This is a genomic window from Blastopirellula sediminis (assembly GCF_020966755.1).
Lineage (GTDB): Bacteria > Planctomycetota > Planctomycetia > Pirellulales > Pirellulaceae > Blastopirellula > Blastopirellula sediminis.
This window is the reverse complement of record NZ_JAJKFT010000004.1, coordinates 700706-720945: the sequence shown is the minus strand read 5'-3', so window position 1 is coordinate 720945 and position 20240 is coordinate 700706. Positions and strand designations below refer to the sequence as shown.

Here is a 20240-nt window from a genome sequence, read left to right as displayed (position 1 = left end):
AGACGCCGCCTCAGGAGCACCCCACTTTGAACGCCAAACGATTGACCGGCCTGATCGCCGCGACCTATACCCCTTTTGACGCAGTCGGCCAGCTTCGCTTAGAGCAAACGCCGCAGATGGTGGAGCACTTGATTGCCGCCGGCGTCAGCGGACTTTACGTCTGCGGCAGCACCGGCGAAGGGATGTCGCTCACCAGCGCAGAACGTCGGCTGGTTGCCGAAAGCTATGTGCAAGCGGCCGATGGTCGTTTGCCGGTGATTATCCAGGTCGGGCACAACAGCGTCGTGGAAGCGAAACAATTGGCCGCCCACGCGCAGGCGATTGGCGCCGATGCGGTTTCGGCCACGTGCCCCTCCTACTTCAAGGTCCAATCGGCCCAACTGTTGGTCGACTGCATGCGGGAAATCGCCGGCGGAGCGCCGAATCTCCCCTTCTACTACTATCACATTCCGGTCCTGACCGGCTCGTCGATCGACATCGCGCAGTTCATGCAACTGGGCGGCCAGCAGATTCCAAATCTGGTCGGACTGAAATATACCGACACCAAACTGCATGAATTCCAACAATGCTTGAAGCTGCAAAACGAGCGATTTGACGTCGTTTGGGGCTGCGACGAGATGTTGCTCGGCGCGCTCGCTTCTGGGTCGACGGGCGCAATCGGCAGCACGTATAATATCGCCGCCCCTCTCTACCACCAGATCATCGCAGCATTTGAGGCGGGCGACTGGAACGAAGCCCGCGCTTTGCAGAATCAAGCGATCGAAATGATCAACGCCATCGGAACCTTCCCGTTCCATTCGGCGATGAAAGCGATTCTGGGAATGCTCGGCTATGACTTCGGCGACTGTCGCCTACCGCAACGCGCACTCACGCCGGACGAAAAGATTCGCCTGCGTGAATTGCTCTGTCAGGTCGGCTTTTTCGAGGGGTTCGTCACTCGATAGTCGCTTGCCCCTTCAGGCCAACGCCTGATCTGGGCGCGACCCCACCGGAGTCAACCTAGCGTGCCGAACTTGCTTGCCCCGAATTTGAATTCGCGCCGATTGTCGCTTGCCGTCCTCCTGCTCTTCGCGTTGCTCTCTCCCTGCATGGCGGAAGATAGAAACTGGCTAGAGTGGAACGAACTGCCGCCGCTGCCGAACGAACTGGGCGTCGCTGGTCCCTTCGCCGGCGTTAGCAACAACGCGTTGATCGTCGCCGGCGGCGCGAACTTTCCCCGGCCAGTGTGGGAAAACGACAAGCAGTGGGTCGATCAAATTCATGTGCTGACTCAGCAAGAGGGAGAGTACGTCTGGCGCGACGGGGGAAAACTGCCGCGGCCGATCGCTTACGGCGCCAGCGTTTCGACGCCTGACGGCGTGCTGTGCATCGGCGGCAATGACGCGCAGCGGACGTATAGCGATACCTTCTTACTAGGCTGGGACGGCGAAAAGATTACAACCACTTCTTGCGCACCGCTGCCGGTCCCCTGCTCTTACGTTCAGGCCGCGCTGATCGACAAGACGGTTTACGTCGCCTGCGGCCAGGAAGGGCTAGGACTCGACAGCGCCACAAACAAACTCTGGGCGATCGACCTAGCGAAGTTGCAGTCGGGCGAAGCGGACGCCTGGCGTTCGCTTCCGGCGCTTCCTGGACCGACGCGTGCGTTCGCTTTGGTTGCGGCGCAGCATGATGGGTTCCGCAACTGCTTGTACGTGATCGGCGGACGACGTCAGGAAGAAGGAAAGACGCAATTTCTGCGCGACGTTTGGCGGTTCGAACCGATCGCCGGCGAATGGAAACAGCGTGCCGACGCTCCCCGCGTCATCATGGCAGGGGAAGCGGTCGGCAGCGGGCAAAGTCATATCCTGGTCGTGGGGGGCGCGGACGAAAGCAACTTCGACAAGTCGGACGTGTTGAAAGACGAGCATCCGGGTTTTCCTCGCGAGGCCCTCTGTTATCACACGATCACCGATACCTGGTCTTCGGCCGGCAGCACGCCGGAGAACCTTGTCACGACAACCGCCGTTCGTTGGGGAGACGCGATCATCGTGCCGAGCGGCGAAGTTCGGCCGCGGGTTCGTTCGCCGCACGTCTGGCGAATCACGTCGATTCCGTCAGCCAAAAGCTTCGGCATGCTCAATTACTTCGTCCTCTTCGCCTACCTGGCGGCGATGGTCGGCGTCGGCGTTTATTTCGCGCGGCTCAACAAGAACACTGACGACTTCTTCCGCGGTGGGATGCGGATTCCGTGGTGGGCGGCCGGGTGCAGCATCTTCGCCACGATGCTCAGTTCGTTGACCTTCACCGGCATTCCCTCGAAGGCGTACGCGCAAGACTGGGCGTTTGCCATCGGCAATTTCACGATTCCGCTGGTCGCAATTCTGGCGGTCTACGGCGCCCTCCCCTTCTTTCGCCGCATCGACGCGACCAGTGCGTACGAATACCTGGAAAAGCGGTTTGGCTCCTCCGTGCGAATGTTCGCCAGCGCCAGCTTCGCGCTGTTCCATACGTTTCGGATGGGGGTAGTGATGTCGTTGACCGGCTTGGCCTTGGCGATCGCTACGCCGCTGACGCCGATGCAGTCGGTACTGCTGATGGGGGTACTTAGCATTCTCTACTGCACGATGGGCGGGATCGAAGCGGTCATTTGGACCGACACGATTCAAACCTTCGTGCTGCTCGGCGGAGCGATCCTGGCGATCAGCTTGTTGATCTCCGGCGTCGACGGCGGCATGAACGGGTTTCTTTCGGTCGCTACCGCGGAAAGTAAGTTTAATCTGGCGCACCTTCACTGGGACGCCACTGCCACGCAAACCGCACTCTGGGTCGTCGTAGTCGGCGCGATCGCCCAAAACATTTCCTCCTACACCGCCGATCAGGCGGTGGTGCAGCGTTACATGACGACGCCAACGCAGACGCTCGCCGCACGGTCGATTTGGACCAACGCCGTCCTCTCGGTTCCCGCGACGCTCCTCTTCTTCGGCATCGGGACCGCGCTCCATGCGTTCTACCAAAGCCATCCTGAGAAGCTCGACCCGACGATCACCACTGATCAGATCTTTCCGCTGTTTATTGCTCGCGAGATTCCGGCTGGACTCGCCGGCTTGATCGTAGCCGGCATCTTCGCCGCGGCGCAGTCAACCGTTTCGACCAGCATGAACTCGACCGCCACGACGATCGTCACTGACTTTTTAAAACCGCTAAACGCTTGCCGCACCGAACATGGCTATCTGAACGCCGCGCGGATTTGCACGTTGTTGATCGGCATCGTGGGAACGGCGCTGGGGCTGGTCTTTGCTGACCCATCGATTCGCTCCCTGTTCGACGCGTTCATCCAAGTGATCGGCCTTTTCATGGGCGTGCTCGGCGGCTTGTTCCTGTTGGGAGCATTGACGCGCCGCGCCAACGAAGCAGGCGCCATGATCGGCGCGTTGGTTGGCGCTGCGGTAATGTTCGCCTTGTGGCGATACTCCAGCGTCAGCGGGTATCTCTTCACCGCCATCGGCATTACCGTTTGCTTTGTCGTTGGCTACTTCGCCAGTTCGCTCGTTCCTCAAACCAGTAAGAATCTCGCCGGCCTGACGATCTATGACGATGGTCCGCCGGTCCCGGAATCGCCCGCTTATGAATGATGCGCGTCGCTCGGAATTGCTCTCACTTTATCGAGACGGATTGCTGCAAAATGTCGTCCCGTATTGGCTGCGGCATGCCGTCGACCGGCAGTACGGCGGGATCATGACCGCGGTCAATCGAGACGGTTCGCTTCTCGACACCGACAAGGGAGTCTGGCAACAGGGGCGTTTCGCCTGGCTCATGGGAAAGCTGTACAACCAGGTCGAGCGACGCGAGGAATGGCTCCAGCAAGCGGAGCAAACCATTCAGTTTATCGAGCGACACTGCTTTGATTCCGCCGACGGTCGCATGTGGTTTCACGTCACGCGCGAAGGCGCCCCGATCCGCAAACGCCGCTACGCCTTCAGCGAATCGTTCGCGGCGATCGCCTTCGCCCAGTACGCCAAGGCGACCGGCAGCGACGAATACGCAACCAAGGCCCGCGCACTCTTTCATCGCTTCATCCAGCACAATCTGAATCCGCAAGGAGTGACCCCCAAATTCACCGACGTCCGCCCGACGCGCGGGATCGGCTTCCCGATGATCACGATCAACACGGCGCAAGAGCTGCGCGAGTCGATCGGCCTGGAAGAGGCGAACGAGTGGATCGACCGCAGCATCGACGCCATCCGCACCTATCACGTCAAGGAAAAGCTGGAGTGCGTGATGGAGACCGTTGGCCTGGAGGGGGAGGTCCTCAATCACTTCGATGGACGAACGCTCAATCCAGGACATGCGATCGAAGCGGCCTGGTTTGTGATGCAGGAAGGAGAATACCGGGGGGACGCGTCGCTGGTGCAGCTCGGCTGCCGGATCCTCGATTGGATGTGGAAACGGGGGTGGGACGAAGAGTACGGCGGGCTCCTCTACTTCGTCGATCTCTATGGTTTGCCAGTGCAGGAATACTGGCACGACATGAAGTTCTGGTGGCCGCAAAACGAAACGATCATCGCCACCCTGATGGCGTACCAATTGACCGGCGACGAGAAGTACGCCGCGATGCACCAGCAGATTCATGACTGGGCGTACCGCCACTTCCCCGATCCGGAACATGGGGAGTGGTACGGCTACCTTCATCGCGATGGGCGAATCAGCACTCCGCTCAAAGGCAATCTTTGGAAAGGTCCCTTCCACCTTCCCCGCATGCAGCTGATCTGCTGGAAACTGCTCGACAGAGGCGCCTCGGCCGCCGATCGTCAGGCCGCGCTAGGGCAAGTCGCCACGTAAGCGACTTGCCAGCTGAGCCGATGTCCCTTAACTTGACAAGGTCAACACCTCTCGTGGATTGGCGCGCCAACTCTGGCCTGCATGACGACGCTTCGCGGGATGAACCTCCGTGGCGCGATCGGCGGCAGTTTTCCAAAATCGTTCCGCTCACCGGTATGCCGCACAAGATTACGCTCGCCGTCGTGCCGAGTTCCGACAATCAAGTGCGGATGATCCGGGGCGTCATGCAATATGCGGCCGAAACGGGGCGCATTCAGATTACTAAGCGGGCCGCAATTCCGTACGTTCCGATCGAGCTGCTCGATAAAGTCGCCGCCGAAGGGATCATCGCCTACGCCGAAAGTCAGGGGCGAATCGACTTCCTGAAGAGCCTAGGAATGCCGTTCGTAAATCTCACGCTCCATGCCGAGCCGGAAGCCGGCGTTCCGGTCGTCCATTCCGACAACTTCGAACTCGGGCGGCGACTGGCCGAGCATTTGCTAACTCTCGGCCTCCGTAACTTCGCCTTCGTCGGGCATTTCGCTTGGCATCACAATCGAATGCGGCAAGAAGGCTTTCGCCAGCGATTGGCGGAAAGCGGTTTCGACGCCGCATCGATCGATATCGCTTTCGAGTCGGAGACGTCGCTCGAAACCATCAACCGCCAGGTTCACCAAGGAGCGCTGCAACACGCGATCGAACAGTTGCCGGAACCTTGTGGCGTCGGATCGTGCCATGATGAGTTCGCCCACGAGATTGTCGAAGCCTGTAAGGCGATCGGCCGTTCGGTACCGCATAGCGTTTCGGTGATCGGGGTCAACGATTACCGTTTGATCTGCGAAACGACGACGCCGCAACTTTCGAGCGTCGCTCAGAACTCGGAGCGGATCGGCTATCTCGCCGCTCAGCTGGTCGATCAGTTGATCGAAGGCGCCGAGCTGCCGGCGGGACCAATTCTCGTCCCGCCGGGACAGCTAATCGTCCGCCGCTCGTCGCAGTTTCTCGCCCTGGAAGACGCCGACGTCGTTGCGGCGATCGAATTCATACGTGATCGCTGTCATCGGCCGATCACGGTGACTGACGTGGTTGACCATTTGCAGCTCGGTCGCAAAACGCTTGAAAAGCGGTTCAAGAACGCGATCGGCCATTCGATCGCCCACGAGATCCGGCTGTCCCGCATGCGTCATGCCCAGCATTTGCTTACGTCGACTCCGCTTAGCATCGTCGATGTCGCCATCCGGAGCGGTTTTGACAGCACCAGCGGCTTCATTCGCGCCTTTCGCGAACATACCGGCGTCACCCCAGCCGACTACCGCAAAGGTTAATTGCGCGCTAGCAATTCGCCGCGGCGCCATCTGCGCCGTACAATTTGGGATCAGCACGTCCTTACACGTCCCACCCTGGAACCGCGGAGAATTCGCATGTCGATTCCCGTCCTCGAACTGATCGATATTCTGTGGTTAAAGTTTCGCGACATGAATCCGCAAGCGGGGCAGATCGTCGATCTGCTCGCCGAGCGCGGCGATCGCCTGCAAAACGACCATATCGCGTTTCGCACGTTCAACGATCCGCGAATCGGCGTCTCGGTTCTCGCCAAGCCGTTCGTGGCCGGCGGATACGTCGTCGGGGACGAATACCAATTCGAAGAGAAGAAGCTCTATGCGCAGCACTTTGAGCATCCCGATCCGGAGATGCCGAAGATCTTTATCAGCGAGCTGCTTTTGGAGAAGTTCGACGCCCCGGTGCGAAAAACGGTAGAGCGGCTGATCGATCAAGTTGATACCCACGCGATCAACGACGATCATCCTCTCTGCATCGCCGCTCGACCTTGGCGTTCGTCGTACGAAGATTGGAAGCTGCTCCGCGACGTCAGCGAGTACGCCGCTTGGATGGCCGCTCACGGCTTTTGCGCGAATCACTTCACCGTCTTCGTCAACGCGTTAAAGTCAGTCGCGTCGCTCCAAGAGTTGAATTCGCTGCTGGTGGAAAAAGGCTTTGAGCTGAACGCCGAAGGGGGCGCCGTCAAAGGTTCGCCGGAAGTCTTCCTCGAACAATCGTCGACCCTGGCGTCCACGGTCAATGTCGAGTTCACCGACGGCGTTCATGCGGTCCCCGGTTGCTACTTTGAATTCGCGCGTCGTTACCCGCTGCCAAACGGCGAGCTCTTCTCCGGCTTCGTCGCCAAGAGCGCCGACAAGATTTTTCAGAGCACCGACAGCCGCAGCTAAGCGACCAGCCGTTCGTTCCCGAGCAGGCGCCCCAGTTCGTCGAGCGCCCGCTCCGCTTCGTCCGCCAGGATTGGATCCGCCAGATCGGCGATGGAGAGTTCGTCCCGATAGTAACTCTCGATCCAGTTGCGGAGCCGCTCATGCAACTCCGGCGTCCAGAGAATCACCGGGGGAATCGCCGCCAACTCTTCCGGCGTCAGCACCACCCGCAGTCGCAAACAAGCTGGCCCGCCGCCGTTGTGCATGCTTTCGCGCACATCGACAAACTCGCACCGCTGAATCGGATTCGCGTCCCGTAGCAGACGGTCAATCACTTTCCGCGCTGCGTCGGAGCGTTCGCACTCGGCCGGGCAAACGAGCGTCATCGTCCCGTCCGGTATCGTCAGGAGTTGGCTGTTGAAAAAATAAGTGCGAACCGCTTCCTCAAGCGGCAACTCTTGATCGGAAATGACCAGCGTCGTCAGCTCGCCGTCGAACTTTTGCTCCAACTCCTTCAGCGTGACGATTTGATCTGCGAACGCATATTCGTGCACCAGGTGAACTGACTCGTTCCCAACGGCGATCACGTCGTTGTGAAAGACGCCGGCGTCGATCGCCCTGCGACTTTGCTGAGCCAGCACGGTCCGCTCGGGCCAAAGTTGATGCTGCTGGGTGATCCATTCCGCAGCCATCCGCGTCTGGCGGGCAGGGAAACGTCCGTCCGATTCCTCCGTTTCGCCGCCGCGACCATAGACGAAAAATTCGACTCCCTGCTGCGAGTGACTGTTGCAGAGTCGCGTATGATTCGCGGCTCCTTCGTCGCTGAATTTCGCCTGGTCAGGCAACGGATCATGCACGACAAAAAGTCGCTCGTCGGCGAAGATCTCACGCAACAACTGGGTCGTCTGCGCCGCTTCGATCCGCCGATGCGGCATCGTGCGCAAATTGGCCGGCGTCAGGTGGACTCGTCCGTCGGCCGTATCCGCGCTGGGCGAAACGGTCGCCGCGTTGGCGGCCCACATCGCCGATGCACTGTAAGCAACGCTCAATAATTCTGGGCGCTGCTCCGCCACGGCTTCGATCAATGCGCGGCGGTCGCCCGAGAATCCTTGTTCACGCAAGACCTCCCAATGAGGACGACGCTGGGGCGGAAAGATCGCTTGCGTGACTCCCAGTTCAGCCACGCGCCGCATCTTCTCCAATCCTTCGAGCGCCGCACGACGCGGGGACGAAGTTTGATGGCGGTGCGAAAGGGAAGCGATGTTGCCAGCCGAGAGCCCGCCAAAGTGATGCGTCGGCCCCAGGAGACCGTCGAAGTTGACTTCCCCGGCGACCGTCACGCGTCGCTCCTCGGCAGATCGTCAGACGGGGCGAGTCCCGCAACGGGAACGCTGCAAAAATCTGTCGCGAAATAACCGGCCGGGCGATAGTTGCCGCTCCAACCAATCCCGCCAAACGGAAGTCGCCCGCTGGCACCGGTGGTGGGTACGTTCCAGTTGACCAACCCGGCCGACACTTCCCGCCGGAACCGTTCAAAGTCTTCGCGATCCCCGCCCAGCAATCCGGCGACGAGCCCAAACCGAGTATCGTTCGCTTCGGCAATCGCCGCGTCAAAATCGTCAACGCGGATTACTTGCAACAGTGGACCGAACATCTCCTCGTCCGAGCGCGATTTGCACGACGTCACATCAATCAGCCCTGGCGAGAGAAACGCGGCTCCTTCGGCCAAGCGTTTGCTCGGCAGCACGGCGACGGCTCCCCCTTCGACAAGTCGCCGCTGTTCCGACAAGATCCGATTGACCGCCGCCGCGTGAATCAGCGGCCCCATGAACGGCTCCGGATTCGCATCGGCCGAATTGACGACGATCTGCGCCGTCTGTTCACGCAGCGCTGCGAGAAAACGTTCGCATTCTCCAACCAGGATCAGTCGCCGCACGCAGGTGCACCGCTGTCCCGAGGTGATGAACGCCGATTGAATAACTTGATCGAGCGACGCAAGGCTCTGATCGGGTTCCATCACCACCAGCGGATTGTTGCCCCCAAGTTCCAGCGCCAGCAAAACTTCGGGGCGATGAACCAGCGTCTCGCGCAGTTTCAATCCAGTCGGCAAACTGCCGGTGAAGAAGAGTCCGCGTAGGTCAGGGTGTTCCGCGATTAAGCGTCCAGTCGGCGCCGCGCCTTGCAACAGATTCAAAACGCCCGGGGGCAAACCGGCGTCTCCCCAATACTTCGTCATCAACTCCGCGACGTGCGGCGTCAATTCGCTCGGCTTGAATAGAACGCTGTTGCCGGCCAACAGCGCTGGCACGATCTGACCGTTGGCGATATGCGCCGGAAAATTGAAAGGGCCGTAAACGGCGACCACGCCGAGAGGGCGATACCAAGTTCGCCCTAAGCGTCCCTTCAAGTCAATCGTCTCGACGGCGCGACGACGCAAATGGGCGTCGATCGTCACGTCGATCTTGCCGATCGTCGCGTCGACTTCCGACGCAGCGTCCCACCGCGGCTTGCCAACTTCGGCGGAGATCGCCGCCGCCAACTCGTCGCGTTTGAGCCGGACAACCTCGGCAAAGGCACGTAGCACATGAGAGCGTTCTTCGACCGACTTCACGCTCCACGCGGAGAGCGCACTCTTGGCGGCGGCAAACGCTTCGCCGACATCCGCCGCACTCGCTGCGGCGCCGCGCCAGACCGTTTGGTCGTTCGCCGGATTGGTCGACGTGAACGGCTCTCCCTCTCCGAGTCTCCATTTGCCATCGATGAATAACATAGTTACGCCTCCGCTCGCAGATCGACGTATCGGACCGATTCGCCTGGCTGCACTTCGAGCGCCGCGGCCAGCGACTTCTCCAGCACCAAGCCGTCTTCACGCAGGTAAAGCAAACCGCCGGCGGCAAGAAACGACTTGCCAACCGTCGTCGCGATGCATTTGCGATACGGTCCCATCCCGTCGGGGTGATCATCGATCGCGGCGATCACGTCAACGCGACTTTCCCGGACCGCGCGGATCTCCTCCCGCTTGCACTGCAAGATCGGCCCCGCTTCAAAGATATCGACCAAGTCGTACCACCGCAAACCTTCTCCTTCCAACAGTCGTCGTGCCGGCGCCGTCAGTCGGTGGACTTCGCCGATCGACGCTTGCGCCTCTTTGGGAAGGAGCGTGACGTAAATCGGGTGCCGCGGCATCAGCTTTTCGATGAACTCTTTGTTGTAAAGGCTTAGCATGTCGGCGTTAGGAAAATCGATTCCAAAGAAGTGATGCCCCAGCGCCTCCCAAAACGGACTGACGCCGTCGTCGTCGATCACTCCTCGCAATTCGGCAATGACTTCCGACTCAAACAAGGAGGGATGATTCGCCATGAAGAGAAAGCGGCAAAGGGACAACACGCGTCCCGTTCCACCCCCGCGATATTCGCTCCGCAAGAACAGGCTGCCGATCTCGGTCGGTCCATCATGCTCGCGGAGCAGATGTAGAACCTTGTGTTCGTAGCGTAATTTCAGCGTTTCCGACTCGTGAACGTCCGTCCCCAATCGATAGGCGTAGAACGGCTTGAAACCTCCTACCTTCGGTACGATACCGCAGGTGCCGACGATCTGCCCGCTCGGCTTCTCTTCCATCACGAAGAGAAACAGCTCGTGCTGGGCCGAGTCGTCCTCCATTTGCGAGAAGGTCCGCACCGCTTGCTTTACGCGTTTTTCCATCAGCGACTCATCGCGAGGCAGCGTCGTCAGTCCGGTCGCCGTCAAATGAGCCAACGCGTTAAGTTGCCCCAGATCTTCGATCCGTACCGGACGCACCACAAGCAGCGGAACTTCGCTCATACAGGGCTCCCACCTTATTCCTCGTGAAGACGGAGGAGGGTTTGCTCCAGGATATCGCAAACCGAATCGATCTCATCGTCGGTCACCGCCAACAGAGACGGCAGAAATCGAATGCGAGTCGGATCCGATCCGGCGGCGAACGCGATCACGCCGGCCGAGAAGAGTTCGGTCAACACCCGTTTCGAGACGGTAGGCGAACCGTCGAGCGCCGTAAATGCAACCATCCCACCGACGCCCCAAGGGCCGCGAATCAGTTCGGGATGTTGTCGATGGAGCTTTTCGAATCGGATACAGAACCGGCGGTGAATCTGGGCGTTGCGGCCATCGGGCCCGTAGAAGCCGCCATGTTCCAGCTTGTGCAAAATGAACTTCGCCGCGATCAGCGCCGTCGTCGACGCGGTAAAAGTTTGACTCAACAGACCCGGCTTCGGATTCATCGCATTGCCAAACAACGTCGCGCAGACCTGGGTCATTTTGCCAACCGTGACGATGTCGGCATATTGATCCAGCTCAAGCATCTGATAGGCGAACGGCGCCAGGGTGCGGCCGAAGGTCTGGATCTCGTCAAAGTAAATCGGGACGCCAGCCTGACGCAGCTCTTGGCACAGCGCCGCGAAGAACGAATGAGGCGCCGTTCGGTAGCCTCCTTCCCCTTGCACGAGTTCCATCATGAAACCGCAATGGGCGCCGGGATAACGCGACAGATACATGTGGAGCGCCGCGACCGCGTCGTGCTGGCTTACTTCGGCGTGATCGGGATCAAAGAACGGCACGAAGTCGACCGGGATGGTGGCCGGCAGCCCGGCTCGATATTGCGGGCGATCGGTAATTTGCGACAAGACGAGCGAACGTCCGGCGAACGCGTTATCGAACGCCAAAATCCGGTGCGAACCCGGGCGATACTGAAACAAGATCTTCAGCGCGTTCTCATTCGCCATCGCGCCGCTAGAAGTTAGAAAACAGTGATCGAGCGGGGCGCCTTGCTGCCGGGCCAGTGCGACAAGTCGCTCGCTCACTTCCAGCGACTCGCGATTCTGCTGCAAGTTCCCCTGCATCACGGTATCTGCAATCACCGCGTCGGTAAGCACGTCAACCAGTTCCGGCATGCTATGCCCGCAAACATGGACGCCGATCCCGGAGATCATGTCGTACTTGACGCTGCCGTCGGCTAGTTCGACCAAACTGCCGCGGCCGACTCCGCTGCCGAGAAAGGGAAAGTAGAGAGGATTGCCACGCAACTGGGCGAACTGCTCCAGCGCCGCCGCATAGTCCGCTTCTAGCTCTGGCGATGGATCGCGACGCGTCAGGTTCTCGGAATGTTCGGCGAGCGCCTCGCGGAGGAGTCGTTTCGCTTTCACGACTCTCCAGTCCGCTTTCAACAAATCCGCGGTCAACTTCGGCTCGTCCATTCCATCGACTCCTATACGCTGACTATCAATTAATTATACGTATTGCTCCGAAAAGAGGTGGAAATGTTATCGCGGGAAGTTCGCCTATTTCCCGGCAAGACTCTTGGTAATTAGGAAACTGGCCGAAAGTTTGGCGCGCTCGGCCAGACTGGCGCGCCACATGAACTCCTCAGTCGAGTGGATATTGCCGCCCCGAACGCCAAGCGTGTCGACGTTCGGCACGCCGAGCGCCGCCAAACGATTGCCGTCGCAGACCCCGCCAGATCGCTCCCACGCCAGGTCGAGCCCTAGATGCAATCCACAGTCGCGGACTTGTCGCAACAACGTCTGGTATTGCGGGTCAAACAGCTTCGGCGGCGCCGAGAATCTTCCTTCCCGCGTCAATGTGATTCCTTCCGCAGCGCCAGCGACAATCTGATCGATCGCTGTGGAGATTTCCGCTTCCAATTCTGGCTTCGGGTAACGGACGTTGAAACGGACGATCGCCACGTCCGGGACCACGTTGTAAGGTGAACCGCCATCGATCCGCGCGACGTTGATCGTAACGCCGGGCCAGCGTCCGTTGAGTGAATGCAACTCGCGGGCGACCTCCGCAGCGGCGATCACGGCGTTACGTCCCGCGGCGAACTCACGCCCCGCATGTGCCGATTTTCCCCGCGCGACGATCGCGAAATTGCCGGAGCCTCCCCGCTCGCCAACCAGATTGCCGCTGGGCAAGCTCGGCTCGTAGACCAGGCCAAAGTCAGCGCCAACCGCATACTTGGCGAAAACGTCGGCCGAGCAAGGAGAGCCTATCTCTTCGTCACTGTTCAAAATCACGCGCCAACCGAGTCGCTGATCGCCGGTCGCTGCGACGTAGTGTTCGAAGGCCAGCAGTGCGTAGAGAAGTACGACCAAACCTCCTTTGGCGTCGGCGACGCCGGGGCCCTCGATTCGCTCATCCGAACAAATAACCGCCTGAAACGGCGAATCGACCGGATAGACCGTATCAAGATGGATCGCCAATACCGCTTGCAGCGGAGCGTCGCTGCGACGCGTGATCACCAGCGCGTCTCCCAGCGGCATTTCGATCGCTTCGCCGCGGGCATTGGTTTCGTGATGACTGGCCAGCGGCAGCCGCAGAATACTTTCCGCGATCGGTTCAAACTGACCGGCAACTTCGTCAACAAGGCGCTGCACTCCGGCTAGATGGAACGTGCCGGTGTTAATCGACGCCCAGTCGATGAGCAGCCGCTCCATCGCCGTTTGCTGCGAGTCGATCCACGCGATAGCTGGGTCCATGACCAATCTCCGCCTGATGCCCTCACCCCATAACAATATAGCACACAAACTATAAGGAGCCTATCTTCCCATTAACAAATCGAAACTCCTTCGCAAGAGTTCGGATTACATAAAATCCTTGACTCGGCTCCTTCAAACGGACTATAACCAACCTTCTCGCCCCCGTTTTTCTCCCGCCAATTTATCCCACAAAATCTCATGCCGCGACTGACTCAGCAGTTCGTCTTTGCGCTGATACTCTGGGGGTGCGCGAACGCCCAGTTCACGTATGCGGAATCGCCCAATCACGCTCCTTTCGGGGAAGCGATTGAGCCGTACCTGATCAAAAACTGCGTCCGCTGTCACGGCGCCGAATTGCAGGAAGGAGACTTCCGCGTCGATACGCTTTCCAAAGATGTCGGCGATGGGCCTTCGGTGAATCGTTGGCTGGAAGTCATCGAAAAAATCAACAACGGCGAGATGCCTCCGGAGGATGAACCGGAACTGCCGACCGCCCAGCAGAACGCCGAAATCGTCGAGTGGTTGGCAACCCGCATCGAAGAAGGTCGCACCGCTCGCCTCGCCCAGAAACAACCGGTTTCGTTCCACCGTCTGACGCGCGACGAGTACGCCAATACGGTTGACGATTTGTTTGGCGTGCAGTTCGGCGTTTCCGATCCCAGCGGACTCAACGAAGAGCCGGAGTGGCACGGCTTCGAGCGAATCGGTTCGGTCCTTTCCCTCTCCGCATCTCATATTGAAAAGTATTATAGCGCCGCCGAGCGAATCTTAGAGGAAGCGTATCCGACGCGACCGGTTCAAACGCAGGTCGTTCGCAAAAATGCGCTCAAGCTTCGCGGCGGACCAAGCGGCGAAGTCGTCAAAGAACTCGAGGCGAGCGGGCTCGTCGACAAGGTTCGCGTCGATATGTGGCCCGGTCACGAGATCCAAGGGGGACGTCCTGGTCCCGAGGGAGACATGCTGAAGAACGGCGGCTTGTTCAAAGTCCGCATTCAGGTCAGCGGAATGAAGCCGAAAGGTGGTCGCGCCCCGCACTTGACCTTCTACGCCGACAAGATTGATCGCTTGTTGTTTGAGCAAGATATTCTGGCGCCGGAAGAGCAGCCGGTCGTCGTCGAGTTTCTGGCCGATTTGCCGGCCGGCGGGCATACGTTCAAGGTGACCAACGACGTCCCTGGCCCGTCGAACTTGCCGCGATCGGGACGTAGCGGCTCTCGCCCCTTCTTCAGTTTGCAGGATGGCCGCATTCCGTGGCAGATCAAGCTGACTGATGAAGAAGGCTTGCCCCTCTATCCCTTCCTGATCATCGACTGGATCGAGTGGGAAGGACCGCTGGAGCCGGACGCGCTCGTCGCCAAACGGGCTCGCTTTATGCCGGACGAAGACGGAAACATGGAACAAGCGAAGGCCTGCGTCGCACGACTCTGCGAAGCGGCGTTCCGCCGACCTGCCGAAACGGCCGAAGTCGAACGCTACTACCAGATCGTCGAAAGCGAAATCGCGGCAGGCGCAGATTTGCGCCAGGCGATGAAGACCGGGATGCTGGCGATCCTTTGCTCGAAGAACTTCCTGTTCGTCGTCGAAGGGAATCTCGATAAACCGCAGGCCCAATTGAACGACTATGAAATCGCGTCGCGGCTCTCCTACTTGCTCTGGAGCACGATGCCGGACGACGAACTCTTTGCGTTGGCTCGCGAAGGGAAGCTGCGCGAACCGGACGTTCTGAAACAACAGTTCGAGCGGATGATCGCCGACGAGCGAGCCGAGAAGTTCAGTCACGACTTCCCGCGGCAATGGTTGCAACTGCACAAGCTCGGAATGTTCCCGCCGAACAAAGAACTTTACCCCGACTACGATCCGCATCTTGAACGAAGCATGGAAGGAGAAACGTACGCGTTCTTCCAGGAAGTGCTCGACAAGAACCTGACGCTCCATGAGTTCATCGATTCCGACTGGACGATGGTCAATCCGCGTCTGGCGATGCATTACGGAATAGAAGGAATCGAAGCGGACGAATACCAACGAGTTTCGCTGCCGCCGGAAGATCAACGAGGCGGCCTACTGACGCAAGCGGCGGTGTTGTCGCTCACCTCCGACGGAACGCGTCATCGCCCGGTCCATCGCGGCGTCTGGGTGTTGCAGTCGGTCTTCGGCAAATCGCCTCCTCCGCCCCCGGCGAACGTCAATCCGATTGAACCGAATCCGGTCGATTCGCCGAAGGCGACGATTCGGATGAAGCTCGAAGCGCACAAGCATGACCCGAACTGCGCAGCATGCCATCGTAAGATTGACCCGCTCGGCCTGGCCTTCGACAACTTCGATGCGATCGGCCGTTGGCGCGAAGAGGAAGTCGTCGCGCAAGGAACCGGCGCCAATCCTCCGGTCGACGCGAGCGGGACGTTGCCGGACGGCCGCGCGTTCTCGACGCCGCATGAATTCAAACAGTTGCTGCTGGCCGACATGGATCCGTTCAATCGGACCGTCGTCAACAAGCTGGCGACCTACGCCTTGCGTCGAACCATGACGGTCGACGATCGGGCCGATTTAGAAGCGATCGCAACTCGCAGCAAGGATGCCGATTACCGCGTGCGTGATCTGGTGGAAGCGCTGGTACTTTCCGACCTATTTCAGAAACGGTGAACCATGAGCCACTTCAATTTCAATCGGTGGAGAATCAACCGACGTCACGTTCTGCGCGGGATCGGCGCAACGTTGGCGTTGCCGCTGATGAACTGCATGGATCCCGGCAAGATGGTCGCGGCCGAAAACGTCAAAGACGAACCGGCGCTCGCCAAGCCGAAACGGTCGGTCTTCATTTACATCCCGAACGGTGTGAACACGCTCACGTGGCAGATTGAAAAGGCCGGGACCGACTACGAACTGAGCGGACCGCTCAAATCGCTGGAAGAGCACCGTCAAGAGATCACGCCGATCAGCGGACTCCACCATCCCAACGGCATCGGCCAGGCGCACGAGTGCGATAAGATCTGGCTGACCGGCGCCAAGATCAGCCAAGAAGGGGGCGCGTTCCGCAACAGCGTATCGGCCGACCAGATGATGGCCGAAGTAACTTCGCCTCATACACGATTCTCGTCGCTTGAAGTCGCGATCACCGGCGGCACGCTCGCCTGGTCGCGCGATGGTATTCCGCTCCCGGCCGAACGGCGTCCGAAGGTGATCTTCGATCGCTTGTTCGGCGTCGAGCCCGGCGGCGCTGATGCGGCCAAACGGAACCTAAGCCGTCGCGGCAGCGTGCTCGATACGCTGTTGGAAGACGCCGATCGCTTCCGTAAACAGATCGGCACGGAGGACCGTAACAAACTGGACGAATACCTGAACGCGGTCCGCGACGTCGAAAAGCGAACGCGCCGCTCCTACGAATGGCTCGACATTCCGAAGCCGTCGATCGCAGCCGAAACGAAACAAAAGCTCGCGCGGGACATTCCGCAGACCGACGCCGGCGATCTCTATCGCACCATTTACGATCTGATGGTGTTGGCGATCCGGACCGACATGACCCGCGTCATCACTTGCATGAGCGGCAGCGAAAGCAACGGTCTGGCGATTCCGGAAATCGGCGTCGCGCAAACGCGTCACGAACTGTCGCATCACAACGGCGACCCGGAACAATTGCGTCGTCTGACCGAAACCGACGCCTTCCTCGCGAAGCAACTCTCTTACTTCATCGGCCAACTGAAGTCGTATCAGGAAGAGAACGAAACGTTGCTCGACCGGACCATGGTCTTGTTTGGCAGCGGTATGGCGTATGGGCACAGCCACGGCAACGCGAATTTGCCGATGGTCTTGGCCGGCGGATCAGGTCTCGGCCTGAAGCATGGCCAGCACGTCGACTACAACTTGCCGAAGCTTGGTCAGTACAATCTGGCCGACGCCCGCGGGCACTACGGCGTCTGCTCTCGTCCAGTCGACAGCGACGCCCATCTCAGCAACTTGTTGCTGACGATGATGCAAAAGATGGACATTCCGGTCGATTCCTTCGCCGACAGCAACGGCGTCATTTCGGAAATCATGGGATAAGTCGCGTGCGATATTTACTCCTGCTGGCGTTTCTACTTCCCGGTCTCTACTTCGCTCACCCCGTCGCGGCGGAAGAAGCGGCGTATCGAACCGATAAGAACGACGACGAAAAGTTGCCCTGGTTTCAGATCGAGCCAGGCAAGTTTCCGCCAGCGGACTCGGCCCACTATTTCGCCGGCGAGTTGATCGAGATGGACCACGTCCATCGCACCGGCGAACTTCGGGTCTCGCGTACCGACAAACAGCGTCGTCACCACTGGGATGTGCCGATCGCGTTTCGCATGCTGCCGTATGGTTCGATCAAGTATCACGGCGCCCTCGCGGCGCTGCGCGACATTCCGATCGGAACCCATCTGCATGGCTGGTACTACGCCAAGGGGAAAGACGAGGAAGCGACGAAGTTCTACTTCAATCGCGAGAGCATCGAGTCCCCCTTCAACAAGGCGATTCGCCTGATGGACGACTTCAGCTACTATGACGAGCAAAAGCGGCTCTTCAACGTAGAGTCGATCGATCTTGAAAAGAAGAAGCTCCTCTTGCGCGGCGTCGATACCAAGTCGGGCGAAGCGGACAAAGAGACGTTTGAGCTCGACGTCACTCCAGCGACGCGCGTTTTTCTGGGCAAACAATTCGCCACCCTTGAGGACGTCAAACCGGGTCAGCAGATCCTCTACAACCTTACCTGGGCGACGCTCTACGGCATCGGCCGCTGCACCGATCTCTGGCTCGACGAAGAAAGCCGTGAAGTTGCGCGTCAGCGGCAGTTTGAACAGCACCGCTTGCATATCCAGTATCGCGGCGTTCCCGGCTGGATCGACGAAGTCGACAACCAGAACCGGATCGTAACCGTCACTCTGTTCGACGGCGTTGATCCCCACCTTTTGGAAGAATTCAAAGTCCCTGGTTCGGTTCAAGGCGTCGTCGCGGAACCTACCCTACAAAGTTATGACCAAGTCAACGATCGCAAGTCAGGCCCGATTGTCTCCGTTAAGGACGTCGATCGTGTCCCCGGCAGCAGCGGAATGCAAGTCAGCTTCCAGCCGCAACTATTACTGGAAGGCTTCCGCCCGGGTCGCATCGTCCGCCTGTTTCCGATGAGTTGGCCGATGGTCACGATTCCCCAGGAAGAGACCCTCTGGCCGGAGCGCCAATAGCGCAATCCGCTCATCAAGCGGCGATTCCGTTCCGACAAACAACGCGATAATCCCACAGGCGCCAGACGAAATCCTGGCGCCTTTTTTTGCGCCCACGCTATCAGCGTCGCGACGGTTCTGCAGTCGCCGCTAGCTACGTCTACATGGCAATCTTGCCGTAATCCGCAAAGTCCTCCCGATCCGGTTATTCCGGCGGCAATGTTCTTGTCGATTGAATCGAATTGACTGACCTTCCAATCGTCAAATTCCGATCTCCTCTTGGGAATAACAATTTGCCGGTAAACGGTTTTGCTCCTAGGCAAAGGTAGGCGTGATGCGGAGAAGCGTTTTCGTTTTAATGGCTGCGTTGCTGGCGACGCCGGCGTTTGCTCAAGATGCTCCCGTTTCTTCTGCGCACGGCATTGGCTTCTTCGCCAAGCCGAACGGCGGCAATCAGACGCCTCCCGTTCCGCAATCGGTAGACCAATTGCAATGGCCGGAAGCCGCTCCAGCCGTCTACTCGCCCGGAAACGCGGTCACGTCGGTTACACCGGTTTCCTTTGAATCGCAGCTGGCCGCCACTTGCGATTGCCAACGCTGCAGTCCCTGCGGCTTCGACACTTGCTGCTGCGATCAACGCTGGGCCCATCGCACCGGCGGCTACGGCGAATTCCTCTATCTGCGTGCCCGCGACGCGGACGTCGCCTACGCTCAGATTCGGGACGGAGCGACGCCGTTCGGTCGTACCGCCGTGGCCGATCCTGATTACAGCAGCGGTCTCCGGGTCGGCTTCTGGTCGGCGTGGGATTGCCGCTCCAGTCTTGGCGTTTCGTACACTGGTTTCTGCAGCAACACCACCGACACGCTGGCGACCGACGCTCCCCTGTCGATCGCGTCGCTGGTCATTCATCCCGGTTCCGTCGCGGCCGGATCAACCGGCTTGGAAGCCAACGCGTCGCTCGACGTCAGCTTCGACCAGGTCGACATCACCTACCGCCGCATCTGGGGCGCTACCGAAACGGCGTCGGTCAACTGGCTCGCCGGCGTTCGCTATGGTCGCATCCAACAACAGTTTCAGTCGGAGATTTCGGTAAACGGGACGACGACCGTCCAGTCCGAACTCGATTTTGACGGCGTCGGTTTCACCTTCGGCTTTGACGCCGAGCGTTACGCTCCTTGCAGCGGGTGGCTCATCTATAGCAAAGGAAACGCGGCATTTTTGGCCGGCGAATTCCGCGGCGACTACACCCAATTCGACTCGACCGACCCGCTCGAAATCCAAACCGACTGGAAAGCCGGTCGCATCGTGCCGGTCCTCGATCTCGAACTCGGCTTCGGGTGGCAAGGTTACAACAATCATCTCCGACTAACGGCGGGTTACGTCGTCCAGTCGTGGTTCAACACGGTGAGCACCGATGCGTGGATCCAAGGAGTGCAAAACTCAAATTTTGTTGGTCTAAATAACGGGATGACTTTCGACGGCTTGACCGCCAAAATCGAGTATGTGTGGTAATAACGACCACTAAGCGCAAAATAACGACAAATTACTC

At 59.3% G+C, this 20240-nt stretch carries 14 protein-coding genes; 9 read left to right on the top strand and 5 right to left on the bottom strand.

Annotation, left to right across the window (positions count from 1 at the left end):
* Nucleotides 1-26: 26 nt before the first annotated feature.
* The 5 genes from LOC68_RS06635 (at nt 27) to LOC68_RS06615 (ending at nt 7028) form a co-directional block, all read left to right on the top strand.
* The gene (locus LOC68_RS06635; protein ID WP_230216999.1) at nt 27-944 is read left to right on the top strand and encodes a dihydrodipicolinate synthase family protein; all 918 of its coding nucleotides are present in this window, start codon (nt 27-29) and stop codon (nt 942-944) included.
* Nucleotides 945-968: 24 nt separating this feature from the next.
* Nucleotides 969-3614, top strand: coding sequence for a sodium:solute symporter family transporter (locus LOC68_RS06630; RefSeq protein WP_390623360.1), 2646 nt, complete (start codon nt 969-971; stop codon nt 3612-3614).
* A complete protein-coding gene (locus LOC68_RS06625) occupies nt 3607-4821 on the top strand; it encodes an AGE family epimerase/isomerase (protein WP_230216997.1) in 1215 nt (404 codons plus the stop codon). Before LOC68_RS06630 ends, LOC68_RS06625 begins: the two co-directional genes overlap by 8 nt.
* Before the next feature lie 53 nt (nt 4822-4874).
* A complete protein-coding gene (locus tag LOC68_RS06620; RefSeq protein WP_230216995.1) occupies nt 4875-6125 on the top strand; it encodes a substrate-binding domain-containing protein in 1251 nt (416 codons plus the stop codon).
* 96 nt (nt 6126-6221) lie between these two features.
* Nucleotides 6222-7028: a DUF1338 domain-containing protein gene (locus LOC68_RS06615; RefSeq protein WP_230216993.1), complete on the top strand. Its 807-nt coding sequence runs from the start codon at nt 6222-6224 to the stop codon at nt 7026-7028.
* Here LOC68_RS06615 and astB read toward each other — a convergent pair.
* The 5 genes from astB to LOC68_RS06590 all read right to left on the bottom strand — a co-directional run bounded on the left by astB (nt 7025) and on the right by LOC68_RS06590 (nt 13519).
* Nucleotides 7025-8347: an N-succinylarginine dihydrolase gene (gene astB / locus LOC68_RS06610; protein WP_230216991.1), complete on the bottom strand. Its 1323-nt coding sequence runs from the start codon at nt 8345-8347 to the stop codon at nt 7025-7027. The two genes, LOC68_RS06615 and astB, sit on opposite strands and share 4 nt — an antisense overlap.
* Nucleotides 8344-9777 carry a succinylglutamate-semialdehyde dehydrogenase gene (locus LOC68_RS06605; protein WP_230216989.1) on the bottom strand — a complete coding sequence of 478 codons (1434 nt, stop codon included), beginning with the start codon at nt 9775-9777 and terminating at the stop codon, nt 8344-8346. The genes astB and LOC68_RS06605 overlap by 4 nt, the downstream gene beginning before the upstream one ends.
* 2 nt (nt 9778-9779) lie before the next feature.
* Nucleotides 9780-10829 (bottom strand): arginine N-succinyltransferase, encoded by a 1050-nt coding sequence (locus LOC68_RS06600; RefSeq protein WP_230216987.1) that lies wholly within the window; start codon nt 10827-10829, stop codon nt 9780-9782.
* A gap of 14 nt (nt 10830-10843) precedes the next feature.
* Nucleotides 10844-12238 carry an aminotransferase class III-fold pyridoxal phosphate-dependent enzyme gene (locus LOC68_RS06595; RefSeq protein ID WP_230216985.1) on the bottom strand — a complete coding sequence of 465 codons (1395 nt, stop codon included), beginning with the start codon at nt 12236-12238 and terminating at the stop codon, nt 10844-10846.
* 84 nt (nt 12239-12322) lie between these two features.
* Nucleotides 12323-13519 carry a hydrolase gene (locus LOC68_RS06590; protein ID WP_230216983.1) on the bottom strand — a complete coding sequence of 399 codons (1197 nt, stop codon included), beginning with the start codon at nt 13517-13519 and terminating at the stop codon, nt 12323-12325.
* 198 nt (nt 13520-13717) lie between these two features.
* Here LOC68_RS06590 and LOC68_RS06585 point away from each other — a divergent pair, with 198 nt between their 5' ends.
* From LOC68_RS06585 to LOC68_RS06570, 4 genes are all read left to right on the top strand, one after another.
* Entirely contained in the window at nt 13718-16159 is a 2442-nt protein-coding gene (locus LOC68_RS06585) for a DUF1592 domain-containing protein (RefSeq protein ID WP_230216981.1), read from the top strand.
* A gap of 3 nt (nt 16160-16162) precedes the next feature.
* On the top strand, nt 16163-17557 hold the full coding sequence (locus LOC68_RS06580) for a DUF1552 domain-containing protein (RefSeq protein WP_230216979.1): 1395 nt from the start codon (nt 16163-16165) through the stop codon (nt 17555-17557).
* Nucleotides 17558-17562: 5 nt separating this feature from the next.
* Complete coding sequence (locus tag LOC68_RS06575) at nt 17563-18711, top strand: hypothetical protein (RefSeq protein WP_230216977.1); 1149 nt, start codon at nt 17563-17565, stop codon at nt 18709-18711.
* A 337-nt stretch (nt 18712-19048) separates the two neighbouring features.
* Complete coding sequence (locus LOC68_RS06570; RefSeq protein ID WP_230216975.1) at nt 19049-20203, top strand: Lpg1974 family pore-forming outer membrane protein; 1155 nt, start codon at nt 19049-19051, stop codon at nt 20201-20203.
* Nucleotides 20204-20240: the final 37 nt, after the last annotated feature.

What these genes read in the sequence shown, in the direction of transcription:
- LOC68_RS06600 (WP_230216987.1), bottom strand. Translation starts at nt 10,829, where the DNA reads ATGAGCGAAGTTCCGCTGCTTGTGGTGCGTCCGGTACGGATCGAAGAT.
- LOC68_RS06625 (WP_230216997.1), top strand. Translation starts at nt 3,607, where the DNA reads ATGAATGATGCGCGTCGCTCGGAATTGCTCTCACTTTATCGAGACGGA.
- LOC68_RS06585 (WP_230216981.1), top strand. Translation starts at nt 13,718, where the DNA reads ATGCCGCGACTGACTCAGCAGTTCGTCTTTGCGCTGATACTCTGGGGG.
- LOC68_RS06580 (WP_230216979.1), top strand. Translation starts at nt 16,163, where the DNA reads ATGAGCCACTTCAATTTCAATCGGTGGAGAATCAACCGACGTCACGTT.
- LOC68_RS06605 (WP_230216989.1), bottom strand. Translation starts at nt 9,777, where the DNA reads ATGTTATTCATCGATGGCAAATGGAGACTCGGAGAGGGAGAGCCGTTC.
- LOC68_RS06615 (WP_230216993.1), top strand. Translation starts at nt 6,222, where the DNA reads ATGTCGATTCCCGTCCTCGAACTGATCGATATTCTGTGGTTAAAGTTT.
- LOC68_RS06570 (WP_230216975.1), top strand. Translation starts at nt 19,049, where the DNA reads ATGGCTGCGTTGCTGGCGACGCCGGCGTTTGCTCAAGATGCTCCCGTT.
- LOC68_RS06595 (WP_230216985.1), bottom strand. Translation starts at nt 12,238, where the DNA reads ATGGACGAGCCGAAGTTGACCGCGGATTTGTTGAAAGCGGACTGGAGA.
- LOC68_RS06590 (WP_230216983.1), bottom strand. Translation starts at nt 13,519, where the DNA reads ATGGACCCAGCTATCGCGTGGATCGACTCGCAGCAAACGGCGATGGAG.